This is a genomic window from Reichenbachiella sp. (genome assembly GCF_039941815.1).
GTDB lineage: Bacteria > Bacteroidota > Bacteroidia > Cytophagales > Cyclobacteriaceae > Reichenbachiella.
Genome location: NZ_JBDVDW010000008.1, coordinates 1 through 17450 on the forward strand (window position 1 = coordinate 1; position 17450 = coordinate 17450).

Annotated in this window: 16 protein-coding genes; 3 read left to right on the top strand and 13 right to left on the bottom strand. The window is 39.1% G+C overall.

Annotated features, from left to right (window positions below; translation table 11 throughout):
- Nucleotides 1-546: 546 nt before the first annotated feature.
- The 11 genes from ABJF11_RS00240 to ABJF11_RS00290 form a co-directional block, all read right to left on the bottom strand.
- Complete coding sequence (locus tag ABJF11_RS00240; RefSeq protein ID WP_348117082.1) at nucleotides 547-1392, bottom strand: NmrA family NAD(P)-binding protein; 846 nt, start codon at nucleotides 1390-1392, stop codon at nucleotides 547-549.
- Nucleotides 1393-1433: 41 nt separating this feature from the next.
- Entirely contained in the window at nucleotides 1434-1934 is a 501-nt protein-coding gene (locus ABJF11_RS00245; protein ID WP_348117083.1) for a DUF1772 domain-containing protein, read from the bottom strand.
- Between the two features lie 2 nt (nucleotides 1935-1936).
- A complete protein-coding gene (locus tag ABJF11_RS00250) occupies nucleotides 1937-2275 on the bottom strand; it encodes a hypothetical protein (RefSeq protein ID WP_348117084.1) in 339 nt (112 codons plus the stop codon).
- Nucleotides 2276-2373: 98 nt separating this feature from the next.
- Complete coding sequence (locus ABJF11_RS00255; protein WP_348117085.1) at nucleotides 2374-3363, bottom strand: AraC family transcriptional regulator ligand-binding domain-containing protein; 990 nt, start codon at nucleotides 3361-3363, stop codon at nucleotides 2374-2376.
- 113 nt (nucleotides 3364-3476) lie between these two features.
- Nucleotides 3477-3794 (bottom strand): sulfatase-like hydrolase/transferase, encoded by a 318-nt coding sequence (locus tag ABJF11_RS00260; protein ID WP_348117133.1) that lies wholly within the window; start codon nucleotides 3792-3794, stop codon nucleotides 3477-3479.
- 171 nt (nucleotides 3795-3965) lie between these two features.
- The gene (locus ABJF11_RS00265) at nucleotides 3966-5957 is read right to left on the bottom strand and encodes a T9SS type A sorting domain-containing protein (protein WP_348117087.1); all 1992 of its coding nucleotides are present in this window, start codon (nucleotides 5955-5957) and stop codon (nucleotides 3966-3968) included.
- Nucleotides 5958-5972: 15 nt separating this feature from the next.
- A complete protein-coding gene (locus ABJF11_RS00270) occupies nucleotides 5973-6353 on the bottom strand; it encodes a hypothetical protein (RefSeq protein ID WP_348117088.1) in 381 nt (126 codons plus the stop codon).
- Nucleotides 6354-6465: 112 nt separating this feature from the next.
- Nucleotides 6466-7230: a DUF1295 domain-containing protein gene (locus tag ABJF11_RS00275; RefSeq protein WP_348117090.1), complete on the bottom strand. Its 765-nt coding sequence runs from the start codon at nucleotides 7228-7230 to the stop codon at nucleotides 6466-6468.
- A complete protein-coding gene (locus ABJF11_RS00280; protein WP_348117091.1) occupies nucleotides 7218-7625 on the bottom strand; it encodes a DUF2177 family protein in 408 nt (135 codons plus the stop codon). Before ABJF11_RS00280 ends, ABJF11_RS00275 begins: the two co-directional genes overlap by 13 nt.
- A gap of 42 nt (nucleotides 7626-7667) precedes the next feature.
- Nucleotides 7668-8183 (bottom strand): hypothetical protein, encoded by a 516-nt coding sequence (locus ABJF11_RS00285; protein ID WP_348117093.1) that lies wholly within the window; start codon nucleotides 8181-8183, stop codon nucleotides 7668-7670.
- A 151-nt stretch (nucleotides 8184-8334) separates the two neighbouring features.
- Nucleotides 8335-8778, bottom strand: coding sequence for an Lrp/AsnC family transcriptional regulator (locus tag ABJF11_RS00290; protein WP_348117094.1), 444 nt, complete (start codon nucleotides 8776-8778; stop codon nucleotides 8335-8337).
- A gap of 123 nt (nucleotides 8779-8901) precedes the next feature.
- Here ABJF11_RS00290 and ABJF11_RS00295 point away from each other — a divergent pair, with 123 nt between their 5' ends.
- Together ABJF11_RS00295 and ABJF11_RS00300 are read left to right on the top strand one after the other, a co-directional pair.
- Entirely contained in the window at nucleotides 8902-9444 is a 543-nt protein-coding gene (locus ABJF11_RS00295) for a DinB family protein (protein ID WP_348117095.1), read from the top strand.
- Nucleotides 9445-9477: 33 nt separating this feature from the next.
- A complete protein-coding gene (locus tag ABJF11_RS00300) occupies nucleotides 9478-11880 on the top strand; it encodes an outer membrane beta-barrel protein (RefSeq protein ID WP_348117096.1) in 2403 nt (800 codons plus the stop codon).
- A 122-nt stretch (nucleotides 11881-12002) separates the two neighbouring features.
- On the opposite strand, the gene ABJF11_RS00305 is transcribed toward ABJF11_RS00300, so the two are convergent.
- Complete coding sequence (locus ABJF11_RS00305; RefSeq protein WP_348117097.1) at nucleotides 12003-12407, bottom strand: hypothetical protein; 405 nt, start codon at nucleotides 12405-12407, stop codon at nucleotides 12003-12005.
- A 118-nt stretch (nucleotides 12408-12525) separates the two neighbouring features.
- Nucleotides 12526-13470: an alpha/beta hydrolase gene (locus tag ABJF11_RS00310; protein WP_348117099.1), complete on the bottom strand. Its 945-nt coding sequence runs from the start codon at nucleotides 13468-13470 to the stop codon at nucleotides 12526-12528.
- A gap of 244 nt (nucleotides 13471-13714) precedes the next feature.
- On the opposite strand from ABJF11_RS00310, the gene ABJF11_RS00315 reads away from it, so the two are divergent.
- The gene (locus ABJF11_RS00315) at nucleotides 13715-17449 is read left to right on the top strand and encodes a hypothetical protein (protein ID WP_348117100.1); all 3735 of its coding nucleotides are present in this window, start codon (nucleotides 13715-13717) and stop codon (nucleotides 17447-17449) included.
- Nucleotide 17450 lies beyond the last annotated feature (1 nt).

Below are 17450 nucleotides of genomic sequence, written 5' to 3' on the forward strand. Positions count from 1 at the left end.
CCAATCATAAAGCACTTTGAAATAGACACTTAACATATATTTATTGAATCACCATAGCGGTGCTATGCCTCTTCAATATAAGTGCCTCTTTCTTTGCGCTTTATAGCTTTCATCACGATTCCTAATGCATAATCCAGGTTAGATGAAGTCTTAAAGAAAAACTTGAAGTAGCTATATATAATAACTTATCTACTTTTTACTTAATACGCATCAGTAGATTTACTGCACGATGCCCTGTTTCTTTAGTGTATAGGCCGCTGTAAGCCCTGCTAACCCACCTCCTATTATTACCACTTGTTTCCTCATGCAATTGAATTTCGTACTGCAAAATAGAAACTCTGTTGTTTAACTGACGGATATTTCACTACTATACAAAAGGATAGTTTATTGAATGATTTTATCTCAAGACGAAGCGTAAAGAAATACGCCATTTTATGTGTAGCTCGATATTTGATAAGACTTTCAATAAAAAACCAGCTTCAAATACTGAAGCTGGTCATAAAACCTTCTCTGTATAGGCAACAGACAACTAAACCAAATCATGGATTAGGCTTGCTCTATTTTGACTTTAGGATACCATACTCCGGTTTGTTTGGTTCGAGCCACGTATTCACTAAAGTCTTTGGCCTTCCTGCCTAATACACGTTCAATATCATTTGAAATTATTTGATTTTCAGGGTTGCCCAATACCTCTTTAAACAAATAACTAAAAAGCCAAACGTAATCATCAGGAAGTCCGGCATCTTTCATCATTGATTCATACATAGGAATAGAAACTGGCTGGAACGCAATTTCTCTATCCGTAGCCTTTGCAATCTGATCAATCACCGTTGCGAAGCTCAATTGATTAGGTCCCGTGACCGTTATCGTTTCGCTATTGTAGCTGTCTTCCATTAGAACTTTGGTGACTACATCGGCAATGTCCTCTACATCCACAAAAGGGATTTGAGCCTCCCGCATAGGCAGTGCCACATGTCCGGCCAATATCGGATCCAAGAGAAAGCTTTCGCTAAAATTCTGATTGAACCATGAGGCCCTGACTATAGTATAATTCAATCCAGAATCAGCCACGATCTCCTCGCAAGCTTCCGCTTCTTTTTCTCCCTTGCCAGACAAGAGTACCACTTTTTCCAACCCTTGTGCGAGTGCTTCTTCGGTTAGAAGTTTGATGGCGGTTTTTGCACCAGGCACCGCCAAGTCCGGAGAATAGACTATATATGCTCTATCTATTCCTTTTAAGACTTCTGCATAAGTAGATGGGTCATCCCAATCAAAGGCAGGATTACTTCCTCTCGAACCAATCCTTACCTGATGATTCGCCTGATTCAATTTTTCGACTACTCGGCGGCCGGTTTTACCTGTTCCTCCGATTACTAAGATGTTATGTGTCATATGTTTGATATTATATATGTGAATTTGATATTTAGGTATTTCTAGTATTTTGTACTTAATCCCAATGCAATTGCTGAAAGAATGAAGGAGATTATGGCAAAAACTGTTCTGTAGAGGTGCAGCTGATTCCAACCAGACTCGTAAAAGGTCCTAAAGCTGGCCAGTTTGTCCTTACCCATTGCATTCAGATTCATCACATCTAATTGATTGTTGAGCGGTACATTGCCGAGCGCGGTCACTCCTATTGTGCCTGTTAGGTAAATCAGTGCTGCTGATAATATCAGCCAGAAGGTAGGTTTGTATGCTGCGTATTGAAAAATACTACCCAGTCCCAAGAAGATAAAGCTTCCAAAAAATATGAAGTAAAAGACTGGATTGAGTATTGCCCGATTAATGGATTGCATCGTCTCTAAATATGAGGTATCAGATAAATTGAGTGTGCCGGGAATCACTGATACGGACCAAGCATAGAACAGACCTGCGGAAAGCCCTGTTAGAATTACTGATCCCATCAGCACAAATGTTTTAATTGTGATTTCCATAATTATTTGATTTTCTGTGTAATTAGCCATTCTTTTAATAGGCTATATTCTTCTTTTGATAAGTCACTTTCACCTTTGGGCATCCTTTGCTCAAGAAACACAGCCTTGTAGATTCGGGCCGCGCGTTTCCCCATATTTCGCTGATTGAACACCATGAAAGGATTTGACTTTCTATGACAGGTGTTGCACTTATTCTCAAGAATATTAAATGCAGAGCTCTGAAGGTTATTACCCATGCTAAAAGAGATAACTACCTCTTCTCTAGCCTTATATGCAGTGAGGAAAATTAGAGTCGCAGCGAGTAAACCTAACCACAGCGTGCCTGTTTTTATTAATTTCATAATGCTTTCAATTAGACTATGATGCAAATTGAAGCGAGAATGAAACTTATTCTTGACCGCTCAGGCCAATCTTTTGACAGTTTGCGCCAAATGGAGATTTAGTTGACTTTTCGAAACTCTACAGGAGACTGTCCCGTCCAGCGTTTGAAGGCTCGGTTGAATGCACTCTGTTCTGAGAAGCCTGTTTGAAAGGAGATTTCAGCTATGGAGTGGGTAGAATTTTTGAGCAAATCTTTGGAAACCTTTAACTGTATTTTTTGAATGATGTCCCTGACGGTCATGTTGTCTTCAGCGAGCCGTCTGGTCAAGGTTCTGTTACTCATACCAAGATGTTCGGCGAGCATAGCGACACTCGGAATTCCGCTTGGGAGTGCATCCATTACCAGCATTTCAACATCAGCGATAATTTTGCTTATTCTAACTTGGATTCCGCTCGTTTCTTCCGCTACGCGCTCGACCAAAAAAAGGTTTATCGCCGTATCAGCTTTTGCCGTGCGTAGCTCAAGGTCTTGAGTTTTATAGGCTAGATAGTTCTTTTCCTGATCAAACAAAATATCACAACTAAAAGCTTGCTGATGACTTTTGAGATTACTCGGGGCCTCATGTTGGAAACAAACACGTACTGGCGAAATGTCAATTTCGGTCATAGCCTGTAGGACTACCACCGCCGCTGAAAAAGTAGCTTCGTTCGACAAAGCAATTCCCTTTCGGGTGGGTTCACGGTGTAAATAAATATGAGAAACGTCAGGATTTTTTTCTACTTGAAAAATGTAGGTATCTGACAGCAACTTGAAATACCTTTCGCTGCGAGCAAAGATCTCACCAGCCCAAGAACACGTCCGCCAGGAGAGCCCAAGTACACCATAGTCCTCGATTTTCATTTCTTGTCCTACCCTTACCGAAAACCCAGGTCCTAATCGCTCATCCAATTTTTCATGAAGGGCAAAGAATTGATCCGCTGGTACTGCCTGGATCTGCTCTATGACATTGATAGAAGTTGGCAAGTCACTAAAATAATCCAAGGGTAATCCTTCTTTTATGGCGTGGTCAATGACCTTTCGATAAAGACTAGTGGAGATGTAATTCATCTATGCATTCTATTATCAACTCAATCAATGTTTTCTTGATCAGCGATGAAATCAAGTAGATAAATATAGCTTCACCATTCCGTTAAACTTACCAATAGTGGATTTAATTATCTTTAAAATACAAGATTACCAGAGGAAAGAGTAAGGCCAAGTTGACCATTTTGATGGGGATATAGACCAGTAATAATACTACTTCTAGAAGGGCTACAATTTGCCTGAGTTACATATGCATTTTTAAACAAAATGCCTTCCTCAACCAGACTAGACAACTCCGGAACAGATACTGCACTATCTCCATACATGGGGAGGTCTACTCCCAAATCATCAGCAATAATCAGCCGTACATTTGGTTTGTTCTGACTAAATACATTACTAGATAAGGCATGTACAACAAATATTAAGAATCGTTTTGCATGTTCAGATAATGCAATTTACGCTTCAAGTTAAGAATAATTAATCAAGCCCACCGGAGGATGGGATTAATTCTGAGTGTAACATTTACGCAAAGTTGTTGAATGCGGAATTCAACAATTATGACCTAAAAACATAAATACAATCTTTCTAAGTGATATGCAATCTTATTTTTCGAGCTTGTATATGCACTAGCGATTCAAAATAAACTTGCCGGCATGCAAGTATTCGCCAACCCACAGACGATAGATATATACCCCATCTGCCATATGAGTAGCATCCCATTCTACCTGATGAGCGCCAGCTTGCAATCGGTGGTCAATTAGCCTTGATACTTCTTGCCCATAGAGATCATAGATACCGAAGGTAACAATAGTCGCATTTTTCAGCTCCAGATTGAAGTGTGCCTTATTAGCAAAAGGGTTGGGATATACCTGAAGGTTGAAGTCAGCATGGTCTTCTACAGCCAAAGTATAGGCTTCTTCGTAGGGTTCGATCTCCGGAATAGAATCTACGACTGAGACAAGTTTCTCTAGCAGTTCCATGTCAATATCAGAAAGAAGTCCATCACCATCTATGTCACCAGGGTGACCCAATCCGTCTGTAAAAGTATTGAGCAAAGGAGCCAGGGCAAGAACATCTGACTCGTCTACTTGACTGTCTTCGTTTACATCTCCTACTGTGGCCAGCTTGGGTTCGATCATGATATAAGTGAGTGCTGTATCTTCTGGAGACAGGAAGGTATCGATGATACTCAGGGTGTCTGCCGATGACAATACGGCAAGTACGTCGTCATCAACACCGATAAGTTCATAGGTATAGGCACCAGGAACCGGTTTAGGTATCAATACCAGCTCCACGTTGCCATCGCCGCTATAGAAGGAGTTTGGGATTTCGTTGATTACACCAGTTTCACTGGTGTATCCCAATCTCCTGCCCAATGGGTCTGTAATCATAAAATCTACCGGATCAAAGAAGCCCTGAACCCACTGCTCGGTGTTTTCTAAGATTTGCTGACTTTTCACGGCATAGTTTAGTAATTGAGGGGAAAGAATGGGTACTTCGATTGTTGCGGAAAATGGATTGTTTGGGTCTGGTACTGTCACAGACTCAAGACTGTTTAATATAAATCCTTCCCCCCCGTTATGACCGGCTTGTTCTGCCGCCCATTCTACTAAACCAACACAGGTAAATGACCCTGATCCGCCCTTTTGAGCAGAGGGCGATAGTGTTTTTAATAAACCATCTAGGTCAAATCCTATAAACTGAAATTCTTGTCCCATCACAGATTGGATTTGTGTGAGCATCAGAGATGCTAAGTCTTCATCAATGGGAATTTGTACAAAATCTTTGACCGGGGACACTTCTCCCAGCTTGGCATCATACTCAAATGAACCTAAGGTATGCTGGGCCTGTACTCCTTCAAGGGTCGTAATATTGACTATATCATCGTCTTCGGCTGAATAATACTCTCCAGCATCATACCCCGGATGTGATTCATAGACCAGACCGTTAGTATAAAATCCTACATGATCAAACCCAGGGATTTCATCATCACCAAATCCCCAGCTCCCATCTTTTTCGCTATCTCTTTTCTCTCTAAACAAGAGTTGGGAGTTGGCTTCCACATAGCTTACATTGTCTATGGCAAACCCTGAAGGTTCGTTCTCAATCACTGAAATCGTCCAGCTCCCAATATTTCCTCCTGTCATTTTCAGATTTTCTATCCCAAATTCAGAATTGATCTTTTGCCCAAGTTTGTTTCCATCTACATCAAACCATTCTACCCTGGTGCTTCCAAATGCATCGAAGTATCCAGCATCAAATGAGAATGACTGTACGCCTACAGGGTTTCCATTGATAGGGTCGACAAAAGTGCCGGTAATAGATCCTTGAAAGATCGGGCTTCCTGAGAGAACCGGACTTGTGGGATTGGCACCATCTGAGGTGATAAATGGTGAAGCGCCGCTAAAAATAATACCGTAGGATTGGTACTGATTGGTGATATATGTGCCCGTCGAATATTCACTAAACGTGATGACTTGAGATTCATTTTGTTCAGCTTTCCTGAGGTATTCATTCCTTTCTTCTTCGGTCGTTTTATGGTAAGGTGAAGTAGATTGAGCGATGCCCTCCAGGGCAAAAAGTAAAACCAGATAGATTAGAAGTAAGTTTTTTTTCATGGCCATTCATTTAGGTTATTTATTATATGAGCAATTCACGTCAGTGAGCAATTGGCCTTTATTGTCAAAACTGGCAGTACACTGATAGGCGGGAATCACTCCTCGAGAGGTAATAGAGGTATACCAACTGCTGTCATTTCGCTGTACAGCATAAAGCAACCATCCATCTAATCGGATGTTTTTTTCCTTGATTTTGGATTCGAATTCCTGAACTTTAATCTTGATATCGGCATGACCAACAATTAGACAAATGGCATCATCATAGGTGATAGTAGTTGCTTGCGTCTGGTCACAATTCAATTCGTCCAGGCTTTTGACAAATAATTCATCAGAAAAACAACTTGTGAACAGTGTGATTATGAAACTCCAGGCGATAACTGAAAATGATCGAATCATTAGATTTTGTTTAGAATCACCGATAGCATACAAGGATGTCTATTAGTGAAAATTGATAGGTATAAAGTTTGGATTTATTATTAACTCAGACAATACCGAAATACAGGTATTTCTACTTAAAGAATGGGAAAATGGAGGGTGTCCTATCTACATAGGCCCGATATTCGTCATTCGTTTTGTATTTTTCTTCGAGCATGGGTACACCGGAAACGCTGGTGAGTAAATAGGTAATCAGCACCGGACTGATGATGGCCCATATCCCATGTTCTATCTCAAGTACCATTAGAAAAAGGCTCCACCACATCACAATTTCACCGAAATAATTGGGGTGTCTTGAGTATTTCCATAGGCCGGAGGAAAGTACTTTACCCGTATTTTTTCTTTTGAATGCACTGAGCTGATAGTCAGCTATAGCCTGCCACATGAAGCCCGCTATCCAGCCAACAATTCCGATCACCTGAAGTAAGCTCAAATAGGCCGACTCCTCTGCTATAGCAGCTACTATAATCGGACTGGATATAACTAATAGAATAAGCATCTGAAGGACAAAAACCTGCAGTAGAGATCGCCAGTAGAAGTGTTTGCCCCATTGCATTCTCCATTTTTTATATCGAAAATCCTCTTCTTTTTTGCTGTTTCTGATCCCGATATAAAAGCTCAATCGAAATCCCCATAGCACAACCAGAAGATATACAAGAAGTGCCAGAGGTGAAGTTGAACCGCTGATATAGAAGTACAGACAAACTAAAATAAACCCTATGCCCCAGCTTACATCAGCTACGTCGTTTCTTTTCAGAACTAGTGCGATCCCATAGTTGATTAGGGCAAAGCTCATGAGCAAGATCAGCAGGTGCCAAAGGATAGTTAGGAAATCCATTTTGTAATATAATAACCGGATAAGCTCACTGTGGAAGTGAGTACAATACCCCAGGTGATATCAACAAACACTACTTTTAGCGGCCAATCCTGTAGCGTCGCCAAATTGGTAAGGTCGTATGTGGCGTAAGTAAAAAAACCAAATAGTGCACCCAATGTCCAGGCTTTGGCTGCCGAGCTTTTTTCTACTGCTGGCAGTATTGCAAATATGAATATACCTATGATAAAAAGAAGGTAGAAAATAATGGCTGCGGGCCAATTGATTTTGTCTGCAAGGAAACTCGCTAATTGTTTATCATAGAACTTTTTGGCTATCAGACCAAGCCAAAGCAGGTCTACTGTGAAAAATACAATTGCGGTCAACAAGTAGCTTATGATCAGCTTATAGATTTGCAAATTGTTTTGATTTAAGGCTACCGATGAATAGAAAAAGACGCATTAAGAAATAGTGGCTTCAAATTCTCCATTGACTACTGAAATTACACCTCCCGATGTTTTCCCTTCAATGCAAGCTTCAAACGAAAATACTCCGCTCATGCATATCTCATTAGTCGGAGATACAAATTCTTGTAGGGTTATTACACCCGAGTTGGCAATATAAGTGATCACTTTATTGTTATCCCCGGCCACATCAATCGTAATGGTGTTGGACATAGATACTGCATAATCTCCTGGTCCTGTATAACGCGGGATTCCAAAACTCAGATTGATTCCATTGTGCTTGCCGATCACATACATGCCGCTAGGTGTAGAATAGGCAATAACGTTACCCATAGTATTTCCGTCCGCCTCGAAACTGGCATTCACCTCCCCCATCAACTGGCTTTTCACAAATTGAAGCTGACATCTGGTATCCAGTTCAGGCTGATTGCTGTCTAAGACCTTGTCGAAGGGTGGCGCTTCGCATGATGCAATGATGAATATTAATAATATTGGGGCAATGAAGTACTTCATTTTATGTAGGAATCTTTATCTAAATATACTAAGAAATAGTCTCATTCAATGAAATCAAGGGAGACATGCACACTTAGTCTAAGAATTAGTATTTGGCTAGGATACAACGCTAGACAAAAAAGAGTTCCTCGTCCATCCTACTATCAGTAGTTTAGTATAATTCCGAATACACCTTTCGTTCAACAATGGATTTTAAAACCAGAGAAGTAGTCAGTTCGCCGTAGGCAGCCAATCTGGTATTCAATTCTTCGAGGTGAGCCGGGTCACGGACATAACCTTTCATGAGCATACAATCATGGCCTGTAAGTTTATGACATTCACAAATCTCCGGTACCTTGGGGATAAACTCTTCAAAAGCCTGAACCTGACCGAATCGAATTTTGATAGAAATAAAAACACCCATCAGATATCCCAAACTTCTCATATTCAAACGGGCTTCGTAGCCATCAATAATTTGAGCGTTTTCAAGTTTTTGGATGCGCTCAGCTACCGTTGGTGATGTCATATCTACTTTTTTGGAAAGCTCTGTCAAAGGCATACGAGCATTGTTTTGCAATTCTTCTAAAATAATCCAGTTTGTTTTATCAATTTTCATTATTAAGTATTTAGTTGTTGTATACTTTAATATAGTAGGTAATTAATTATTTGTGCCAAATATATTAATTGTTGATGAAAGTCGACTCATCTAACTTTGCTTAGTCACTAATCATCACATAAAATGAATGTAAATCAATTGGATAAAAATGAATATGATCCATACTATCACAGGTATATTTCTCAGCTGTCGGCCGGCACTCCGCTCATAAAAGGATATGAGGATGGCAAACATGCGGTGTGCCGATTTTTCGAATCTATTCCCGAAGAAAAATGGGATAATCGGTACTTGCCAGGCAAGTGGACAATCAAGGAGGTCCTTCAACACCTGATAGATACAGAGCGAATTTTTATGTATAGGTGCTTCAGGATTGCAAGACTTGATGACACCCCATTGGCTGGTTTTGATCAGCAAATCTATAATGAGCCATCCGGAGCTACGGAGAAATCTATGCATGCGCTTTTGCATGAATTTACAACTACAAGAATCGCATCAATCAGCTTGCTTATTGGTCTGAATGAGCAATGTCTTAAACACATAGGGCAGGCAAATCAGTCGGCGATGTCCGCACGAGCCGCAGCATTCATTGTTATCGGTCATGAAATATGGCATATGGATATCATCAAAGAGCGATATCTCAAGGACCTTAAAATGAATGTCAATTAGTAATAGATCAAACAACAATAAAAATCCATCTCTATGAAAAAACTCGTACTCACTCTCCTATTGAGCACAGTCCTTTTCACTCCTGTCGTGAAATCTCAAGAAGTAAGATTAGCCACCGTTACAGGTCAAATCGTCGACGAAGAGCAACAGCCAATAGCAGTTGGCAATGTAGTCATACTCAACCCTGAAGACTCCACCATCATTACCGGAATGGTGTACATGGAGGGTGAATTTAGTCTAGCGGTTCCTAGTGAAAAAGATCTGCTTCTCAAAATTACATCCATCAGTTATATGCCTCATTTTCAATTAATTAATATACCTTATTCTAATCAAATTATAGGAATTGGCAGCTTTGAATTAAGAGCAGATATGCTCGCTACAATTGAAATCAACGCAAATCAGCAACTAATGGAAAAAGAAGGCTCAAATACGATTGTAAATGTGGCTAATACCTCTCTTAGTAATGCGGGTACCGCGCTGGATGTCATGCGCAACGCCCCGAAGATCGACATCAATAGAAATGGCCAGTTAGCCATTCTTGGTAAAGGTAACGCTATTGTCTATTTGGATGGCCAACGCGTGGCTTCGTCTACCCTATTGAATGGTCTTTCATCAGCCGAAATTGATCGTATCGAAATTATAGAAAACCCCACAGCGAAATATGATGCAGAAGGCAATGGTGTAATCAACGTTATCACAAAGTCAAAGAATGTTGAAGGGTACAAAATAGGACTGATTCAGGAAGTTGGCTATGGCAAGTATTTTAGATCCTTCTTTCAAGGAAACGTTTACTTCAAAGTCAAACGCTTAATGATTCAGGGAAATTATGGTATCAGACCTCAAACCTTGGGTAGCCGATTTAGACAATCCAGAGAACTATTGGATGAGTCGCAGTACTTTACCGACAACCGCTATCACCTAAAAAATCAGCAGCTTGGTCACAACTTCTCTCTACGTGCGGCCTATACTCTATTAGACAAGTTCAAAGTTGGGGTGAATTATACAGGTACCAAAAACATAACTGACAAAGAAGGTAACAACGACAGAATTGCCACGGTAAATGGGACCGAAAATCTAAATATTGGTACGTTGGTACTTGGTACTACAGATCAAAGTAGCAATACGGCTACGGCGTATCTTTATTACATCAATGCAGACAAAGGGATCAATTTTCAATTCAATCTTCAATATGCAGACTTCAAATTCGGTCGTGACGAAACCATAGATCAAAACATAAGAGAAAGCATGGTCGATTCCCGACTTCTACGACAAAGTCGCAATATCAATGACATTCGAATCTATACTGCGCAAGCGGATATGCAAAAAGTAATCAGTCAAAACTTAAATCTGGAAATAGGCGCCAAAAGCACCACTATCACCAATGATAGCCGTGTAAAGCTTAGCGAACTTGATGATGGTGCCAGCACACCGCTACCTGATTTTAGCAATAGCTTTAGCTATGATGAATCCATCACAGCTGGCTATGCTCAATTGAGTTGGAATCAAGGCGGTACTCAAACCGTAGCCGGTCTTCGAGGAGAATGGACCAATACGAATGGAATCACAGATGATCCGGAGGACGTACAGGCACTAAGCCGGACTTACTTCAATCTCTTCCCATCCGTGTCTATAAAGCATACGCTAAGCGAGAATTTGAGCCTTTCTGGTGCTTATTCTTATCGTATCAACAGACCTCTGTTTCAAGATATTAATCCCTATGTTTTGTATGTAGATTCGCTGGTTTCGTTGAGGGGCAACCCGGGGCTCTTGCCAGAGTACAGCCATGCAATTTCTGGTGAGGTCAATTATAAAACCTGGTCATTGGCGCTAAACTATACCTATAACAATCACAAGGTTAATCAAATCTTCAGGTCATTGGATGAGTCAAACCCGAACGTCATTTCGTTTGTCAAAGAAAATCTGGAATACACGCAGCTCTATTCAGCTACGATTTCTAAATCAGTAGTGTATAAGAGTTATTCCGCCAATTTCTTATTTGCAGGATTTTATGACCAGCATCAAATTACGGATACTCGGGGTCAGTTGAATAATAACAAGCCCGGGTATTACTTCCAGATCAATCAATTTTTAGATCTTCCTTGGCGTATGAAGCTAGCCACGTACATCAGATATACGTCCAATCGGGTCGATGGAGTGTATACCGACAATCCTATATCTTTTATAAATGTGTCTTGGAGCCGAAAATTTCTTAATGATAAATTATCGGTTCAGATTTGGGCCAATGATATACTCGATAGATTCAAATTCACTGGTGATTCCAATTTCAACAACATGTATATGACCTATCTCTCGGAAGGCGATTGGCGATTTGTAAAGGTGACCTTAAGCTGGAATTTTGGCAAACTAGGTGCCGCTGGATTTAACACTAAGAAAATCTCTCAAGAAGAGGTCGGCAGAATCAATAAAAATCAATAGTTCTTAAGCAATGGATTGTGTGGTATTATTGAGGAATTGGGCATGAAAAAAGGCAGCCTGGTCAAAGCTGCCTGATATCCCATTAGTATGGGATACGCCCACTCTATCTCAATATGAAAACTTTACTGTTGATACACTTCTTGTTCAATTAATTTATCACTATTATCACTAAATGACCGTGGTTCTTCTTTCAATATCTCCCAATCCAGAATATAACTCGCCGTGCTGCCTTTCTCTACCAGATGCATGGAGTTGGTGTAGTAGCCAGGAGTCTGGTCGACCTTGAATCTAAAGGTTCCGAGAAAATCGTTTCTACTTAGAAAATCGAAATCCCAAAGCTCGATTTCATTCCAGCCTTCTTCTACCTCCATGATCAGATTTACTGGAGCTACATCGCCTGTGTCTACACTATAATAAATAGCCCCTTTAGGCCATATTTTCTCACCTTTATGCCGAAGATACATTTCATCCTTATCGACTTCGTCTGGTAGCGTGCAATGCACTCTGTTCAATTTGATCCTTGGCATAACTGTCTGATTTTTTGTTTGAATGATTCAAATGTAAATCAGCAGAATCAAATTTTACATAAAATATCATTTATTGATTTTATTATTCACATAAACAAATACTTATACATAGTGTCTATTATCTGGAAAGAAAGTTTTCTATCAATGCAGTTACCTTTTCGCTTTCATCCTGCTGAATAAAATGTCCACTATTGTTGAGGATTTCAATCCTGAGATCGTTGTCTACATAGTCCCAGGTATTATTGTGAGATGGAGTGAGTGCATAAGGATCATTTTTGCCATGAATAATTAACACCGGCATTTTCAAATTTGGAAGTTCACGACTTCTGTTTACATATACTGGATCGTTAAGATTTTCCAGCGTAGGGAAATTAGCTCGGTAGTAGTTGATCATGGCTTCTGGATCAGATCGTCTAAAGGCTTCTTTGTACCTTTCTTTGGCGCTCTGGTCTTTGACCCATCCGGAAAACCAATTTTCCGTCAGCTGATTTCGAAATTTTTCTGATACGAAATAGTCAGCATACGACGGCTGCTTTTCTCCTGTAGATACCGGAGGTTTCTTATTACCGGCCTTCGGATGTGAAATACTCAAAATAACCAACTTTTCTACCAGGTCGGGGTATTTTGCAGCGACTTGCCAAGCAATGCCGGCTCCCCAGTCATGTGCTACAAGGCAGACCGATGTGACTCCCGTGTCTTGGATCACCGCTACGATATCCAGGATCAGCTCCTTGTAATCGTATCTATCCACTCCTGTTGGGCTATCACTCCTATTATATCCTCTAAGATCCATAGCAGCGACCCGATATTCATTGGAGAGAGAATTCATCTGATTTCTCCAAGTGTACCAGAAATCCGGGAATCCATGTACAAAAAGAACTACTTGGCCTTCGCCTTTGGTTACATAGTGAATCCGAACGCCGTCATTGTCAGCATAGTGATGTTCTACGGTCTCAAACAGTGTTTGATTGGAGGACGTTGGAGAGTTATCCTCTGATTCTTGGGCATTTGCTTTTGCAATGAAAAATAGAATTAGAAGAATAGCGATTACAAATCTTGACATGTTTTTTATGTGTTTATAAGCAAAGACGTAAAAGTTATCCTCTATAGAAAAACATTTGCAGTGAAGTCAGCAGATTCTGCAGTGTAGCATTGTACAATATTTAGTTTCAATTAAAAAATCTGAATATATAGACCATCTTAATCTCTTCAACATCTTTTAAACCTTGATTTTTAAAAGTTATTGATTACCTTAAATGGTTACAATTAAACCCTACTACTCTTTAAAACTAACCAACTCCTAAATAATGATCGGTCTACACTCGGATGCGGAAAAAAGCCTTTACGCCTCACTAAGTCATCTCTTCCATAGAAAGTTCAAAAATGAAGCCCAAGACCCTTTTGAGTTCAAAAGTGTATTTGAACCAAAATTAAGAAAGAATCTTGGTGAGGAAGCATGCAATCTTATTCTGGTAAAGGTCAAGCGAAATGATGGGATGACCTGGCTCAGTAATCAAATCGCTGATCTGGTCAGTAGCTGCGTCTCTGTTCCAAAAAAAAAGTGTTATCATAGTCTCATTTTAAATGATAATCGATTCTCATTACTGGTTGACCTTGTGGGTGAATTCAGATTTAAGTTAAAGTCGGATTTTTATTTAAAAACGAATTTTATTATTCCTAAAAGAATAGGTTTTTTTGTATCCTCCCTCATTTTTAATGTGCTGGCTGTACTAGGTCGTACGCCGCTACCAATTGTTCTCCTCATTTTGGCCGCCATTTTAATCGTAGGGTATTTTTTCAGAGGCGACGAATCGAATGAATACCAAAAAATATTTAATTCTATTAGTGACCCCGGGGAAAAAAAGCAGATCAACAGACTTGTGTCGTCCTTGTCATCCGACATGATAAAAGGGACATTTCCCAGAGTAATTATAGTTGACAACTTCGCCAATGCAGACAGTTTAACAAAAGCAACTGTTAGAAAATATTTCACCAAATACAAAAGAAAAACAGTCGGTTGGGAGACTTGGGTATTGCTGGAATACGACTACAATGCTCCTATGTATGAAAGCCTTTTGAATTTCCGAGCGAAATTCAATGACAATAATTTTAACCTGTCTTTTTTTGAGACCCAATACTTTGATATCAAAGTAAGAAACAGATTGATTGCTGAGTATAATTTAATTTCTGGAGGTGGAAAAATACCAATAGAGTCTAATAAATACCCATCTATAAAAAACCTGGTGGGATCAGTTGGAATTGATCCAGAAGAGCGGTTTTCATTTGAATCAACCATTTCTAATCTGGATTTCAATTTATTAAAACTTTGTTTTCTGCTATCCGGCAATACTTACTCCACCAACACGCCAATCGACGCTTCTGGATTATCATCTACAATATATCCACCACCAAATAAGAGTGATGATTTAAGCATTCTTCTAAAAATTATTTGGCCTGAATTCAAGAATCACTATCCCAGATCCAAAAATTTAAATAATGATTTGGATCGATTGAAGGCCAACTTTAGTAGTTACCTAATTGACAAAGAAAGACTCTTATTTAGTCCTAAGCTGTACGACCTTCTTAGAGATTATAATCTTACACATAAATTATTTGAGGAAGAAGAAATCCAATTGTTTCACTCTGTTTATTGGGGGCTCAAAAACAAAGGAAAGTTAATTCTTGAAACTTCCTGGTCGATCAAGTTGTACGAGCACCTTCGAAAGGCTCTGGACGATCCCGAGTTGCTCGCTGCACATGGGGCTATCAAATCATATAGCAAGGAGCTGATTTTTAAACTTTTGGAATCGCTCCGTAATACACCACAGGGGAATTCAGTTATTCCATTTGACTTAATTCAAAAGGCAATACCATTTCTCAAAGACGTCCAGAATGATCTTATCAGGCTACGAGAGTTTTCATGGGAGTTTTATTTGATACACCATGATACAGCCTATATCAATCAAATCAATCATATTGGTGCTATTCTACCAGATTCACCCAGGGCAATACATTTGGATAATGACAATCAGGAACTCAAGTACTTCTATCTCAGAAATATGATTGATCATATTCAAGAAATAGATGTAAAGGAATATCAGAAATTAGAACCTCTAATCCTCAGTATGTTTAGCTCATTTGTGAGATTGAACAAACCCAACAGTTTTACAAGTCTTCAATGCTTCAGTCTTGAATATGAAAAAGAGATTCTTGCGAATATTATCAGAAATCAATTCGTTGCAAATGAATTTTCCATATTGAACTGTGCCTATTCCATTTGGGCAAGTACCAACCTCCTGACAAAAAGGATCTTAGAAAATGACTCCTATCCAGATAATTGGAAATATCTTTTTGAAAGCCACTTAAACGCTCTGGTACAATTGAAAAATGAAGTCTCCAACTATGATTTTGAGGGCGCCGATTATCATGGCCATTTTGCATGGCATATTGGACATCTTATGTACAAAGCTTCCGGACTGGTTTTGACGCACACTTTGAAAAGTTCGGGAATTTTGGACGAAAAAGAATATAGAACAAAGCTCAGCGTGCTTTTTGAAATTGAAGGAGGGTCATCTATCGACACAGACTATATTATGCTGGAAGGCGAATTCAAAAACATTATTACTTTATGGAATTCTTTTGGATTTGCGACGCAGGCTAATATTTTCAGAATCATGTATGTAGAATACTTGTCTCATATGGAGGTCGAAAGCGACATTGATCTTTATCGACAGCATCAATTCAAACTCTCCTTTTTAAGTCTCCATAAGCAAAAACATCCCATCTGCTTATGGAGCCATGCGGTGCTCGCGAAATTATCCAGCAGCATTACGGAGTTGCAACTAAATCATAGAATGGAGATTTGCAATTTCGTTAATGAAAACTATCAAAAAAGAAAATTTTTCTATCACGAGACAATTGTAGAATTTGTGGTTGACAATAGTTTTGTTTCACGCGCTAATTACCTTAAAAGCAATACATTAAACGTCTTTAGCAAGGAATTTAGTTTTAATATTAAGTCAAATCCAAAGCAAACGAAACTTATCAAAGACAGCTTAATAAGAATAGGATATAGATTAATATTTGACATATTGAATAACGACGAAGACTTCAAAACCAATTTGAATAAAATTGCATCCTCATATCTCAACCAAGAAGAGCAAAAGGAAATTGAACAATCGTTGTTAAATGTAAAAGTATTCAATGACGCACACAGAAAACACACTACTCAAGAGCTAATTTCACTTTTGAACGAGCCTAGCAATCATACTCGTGAAAAAATGGAGGCCAGTATCTCTTATATTAACCGAAAAAATGAAGATGACCCAATTCCATTTGAACTAATTGAGAAAACGATTTTAACTCAGGAATTGGATTTGACAACTGATAACCTTGGATTCAGATTCTTCAATACCCTTTTATCACATAATTTTAAACCCACAACTAATGATGCGAATAGGATTATTGAAGCTTATAAAAGTAATGATCAGGATCTGACCGTAGAAGAGGCAATTAAGTTTTATACCACTCTAATAGCACATGATGTAGACGACAAAAAATATGTTAGCGAGCGATTGACGTTTTGGAACGAGGTCAATCAATGGATCAAAGATCAAAGAATGACTAACAAAAATCTACGAAGGATTCATGAATCAGAATACCTCGAATTACTGTGCAAATTATTTTCTGAAATCCCAAATTTCACCCAAATATCAATTAGTGTAAATTTTGAAGATTTCAATATCAAAGACCATTATAGTCAGGAAGAATTGAAAAACGAGTTTGCTCCTATTTTGAATGATAAATTCAATTTAAAATTTTACAAATTATCATCAAAATTGATGCCGCTGCCCCAGCCAACAGATTCACAGAAAGAACAATTGGAGTATTTGAATGAATTGGCCAAAGCCAACATTATCGCCGTGCTTGAATTAATGATTGAACACGCCTCATTAGAGTTCAAAAGTATTTACAAAACGTATTCTGAGTCGCTTACCAAAATTCTAGATCCGGAAACTAAAAAATACATGGAAATTGTGTAGC

Excerpts from the sequence above, each read along its gene's own strand:
- ABJF11_RS00240 (WP_348117082.1), bottom strand. The coding sequence starts at position 1,392 with ATGACACATAACATCTTAGTAATCGGAGGAACAGGTAAAACCGGCCGC.
- ABJF11_RS00290 (WP_348117094.1), bottom strand. The coding sequence starts at position 8,778 with ATGAAAATTGATAAAACAAACTGGATTATTTTAGAAGAATTGCAAAAC.
- ABJF11_RS00255 (WP_348117085.1), bottom strand. The coding sequence starts at position 3,363 with ATGAATTACATCTCCACTAGTCTTTATCGAAAGGTCATTGACCACGCC.
- ABJF11_RS00270 (WP_348117088.1), bottom strand. The coding sequence starts at position 6,353 with ATGATTCGATCATTTTCAGTTATCGCCTGGAGTTTCATAATCACACTG.
- ABJF11_RS00265 (WP_348117087.1), bottom strand. The coding sequence starts at position 5,957 with ATGAAAAAAAACTTACTTCTAATCTATCTGGTTTTACTTTTTGCCCTG.
- ABJF11_RS00300 (WP_348117096.1), top strand. The coding sequence starts at position 9,478 with ATGAAAAAACTCGTACTCACTCTCCTATTGAGCACAGTCCTTTTCACT.
- ABJF11_RS00250 (WP_348117084.1), bottom strand. The coding sequence starts at position 2,275 with ATGAAATTAATAAAAACAGGCACGCTGTGGTTAGGTTTACTCGCTGCG.
- ABJF11_RS00285 (WP_348117093.1), bottom strand. The coding sequence starts at position 8,183 with ATGAAGTACTTCATTGCCCCAATATTATTAATATTCATCATTGCATCA.
- ABJF11_RS00245 (WP_348117083.1), bottom strand. The coding sequence starts at position 1,934 with ATGGAAATCACAATTAAAACATTTGTGCTGATGGGATCAGTAATTCTA.
- ABJF11_RS00275 (WP_348117090.1), bottom strand. The coding sequence starts at position 7,230 with ATGGATTTCCTAACTATCCTTTGGCACCTGCTGATCTTGCTCATGAGC.
- ABJF11_RS00315 (WP_348117100.1), top strand. The coding sequence starts at position 13,715 with ATGATCGGTCTACACTCGGATGCGGAAAAAAGCCTTTACGCCTCACTA.
- ABJF11_RS00295 (WP_348117095.1), top strand. The coding sequence starts at position 8,902 with ATGAATGTAAATCAATTGGATAAAAATGAATATGATCCATACTATCAC.
- ABJF11_RS00305 (WP_348117097.1), bottom strand. The coding sequence starts at position 12,407 with ATGCCAAGGATCAAATTGAACAGAGTGCATTGCACGCTACCAGACGAA.
- ABJF11_RS00310 (WP_348117099.1), bottom strand. The coding sequence starts at position 13,470 with ATGTCAAGATTTGTAATCGCTATTCTTCTAATTCTATTTTTCATTGCA.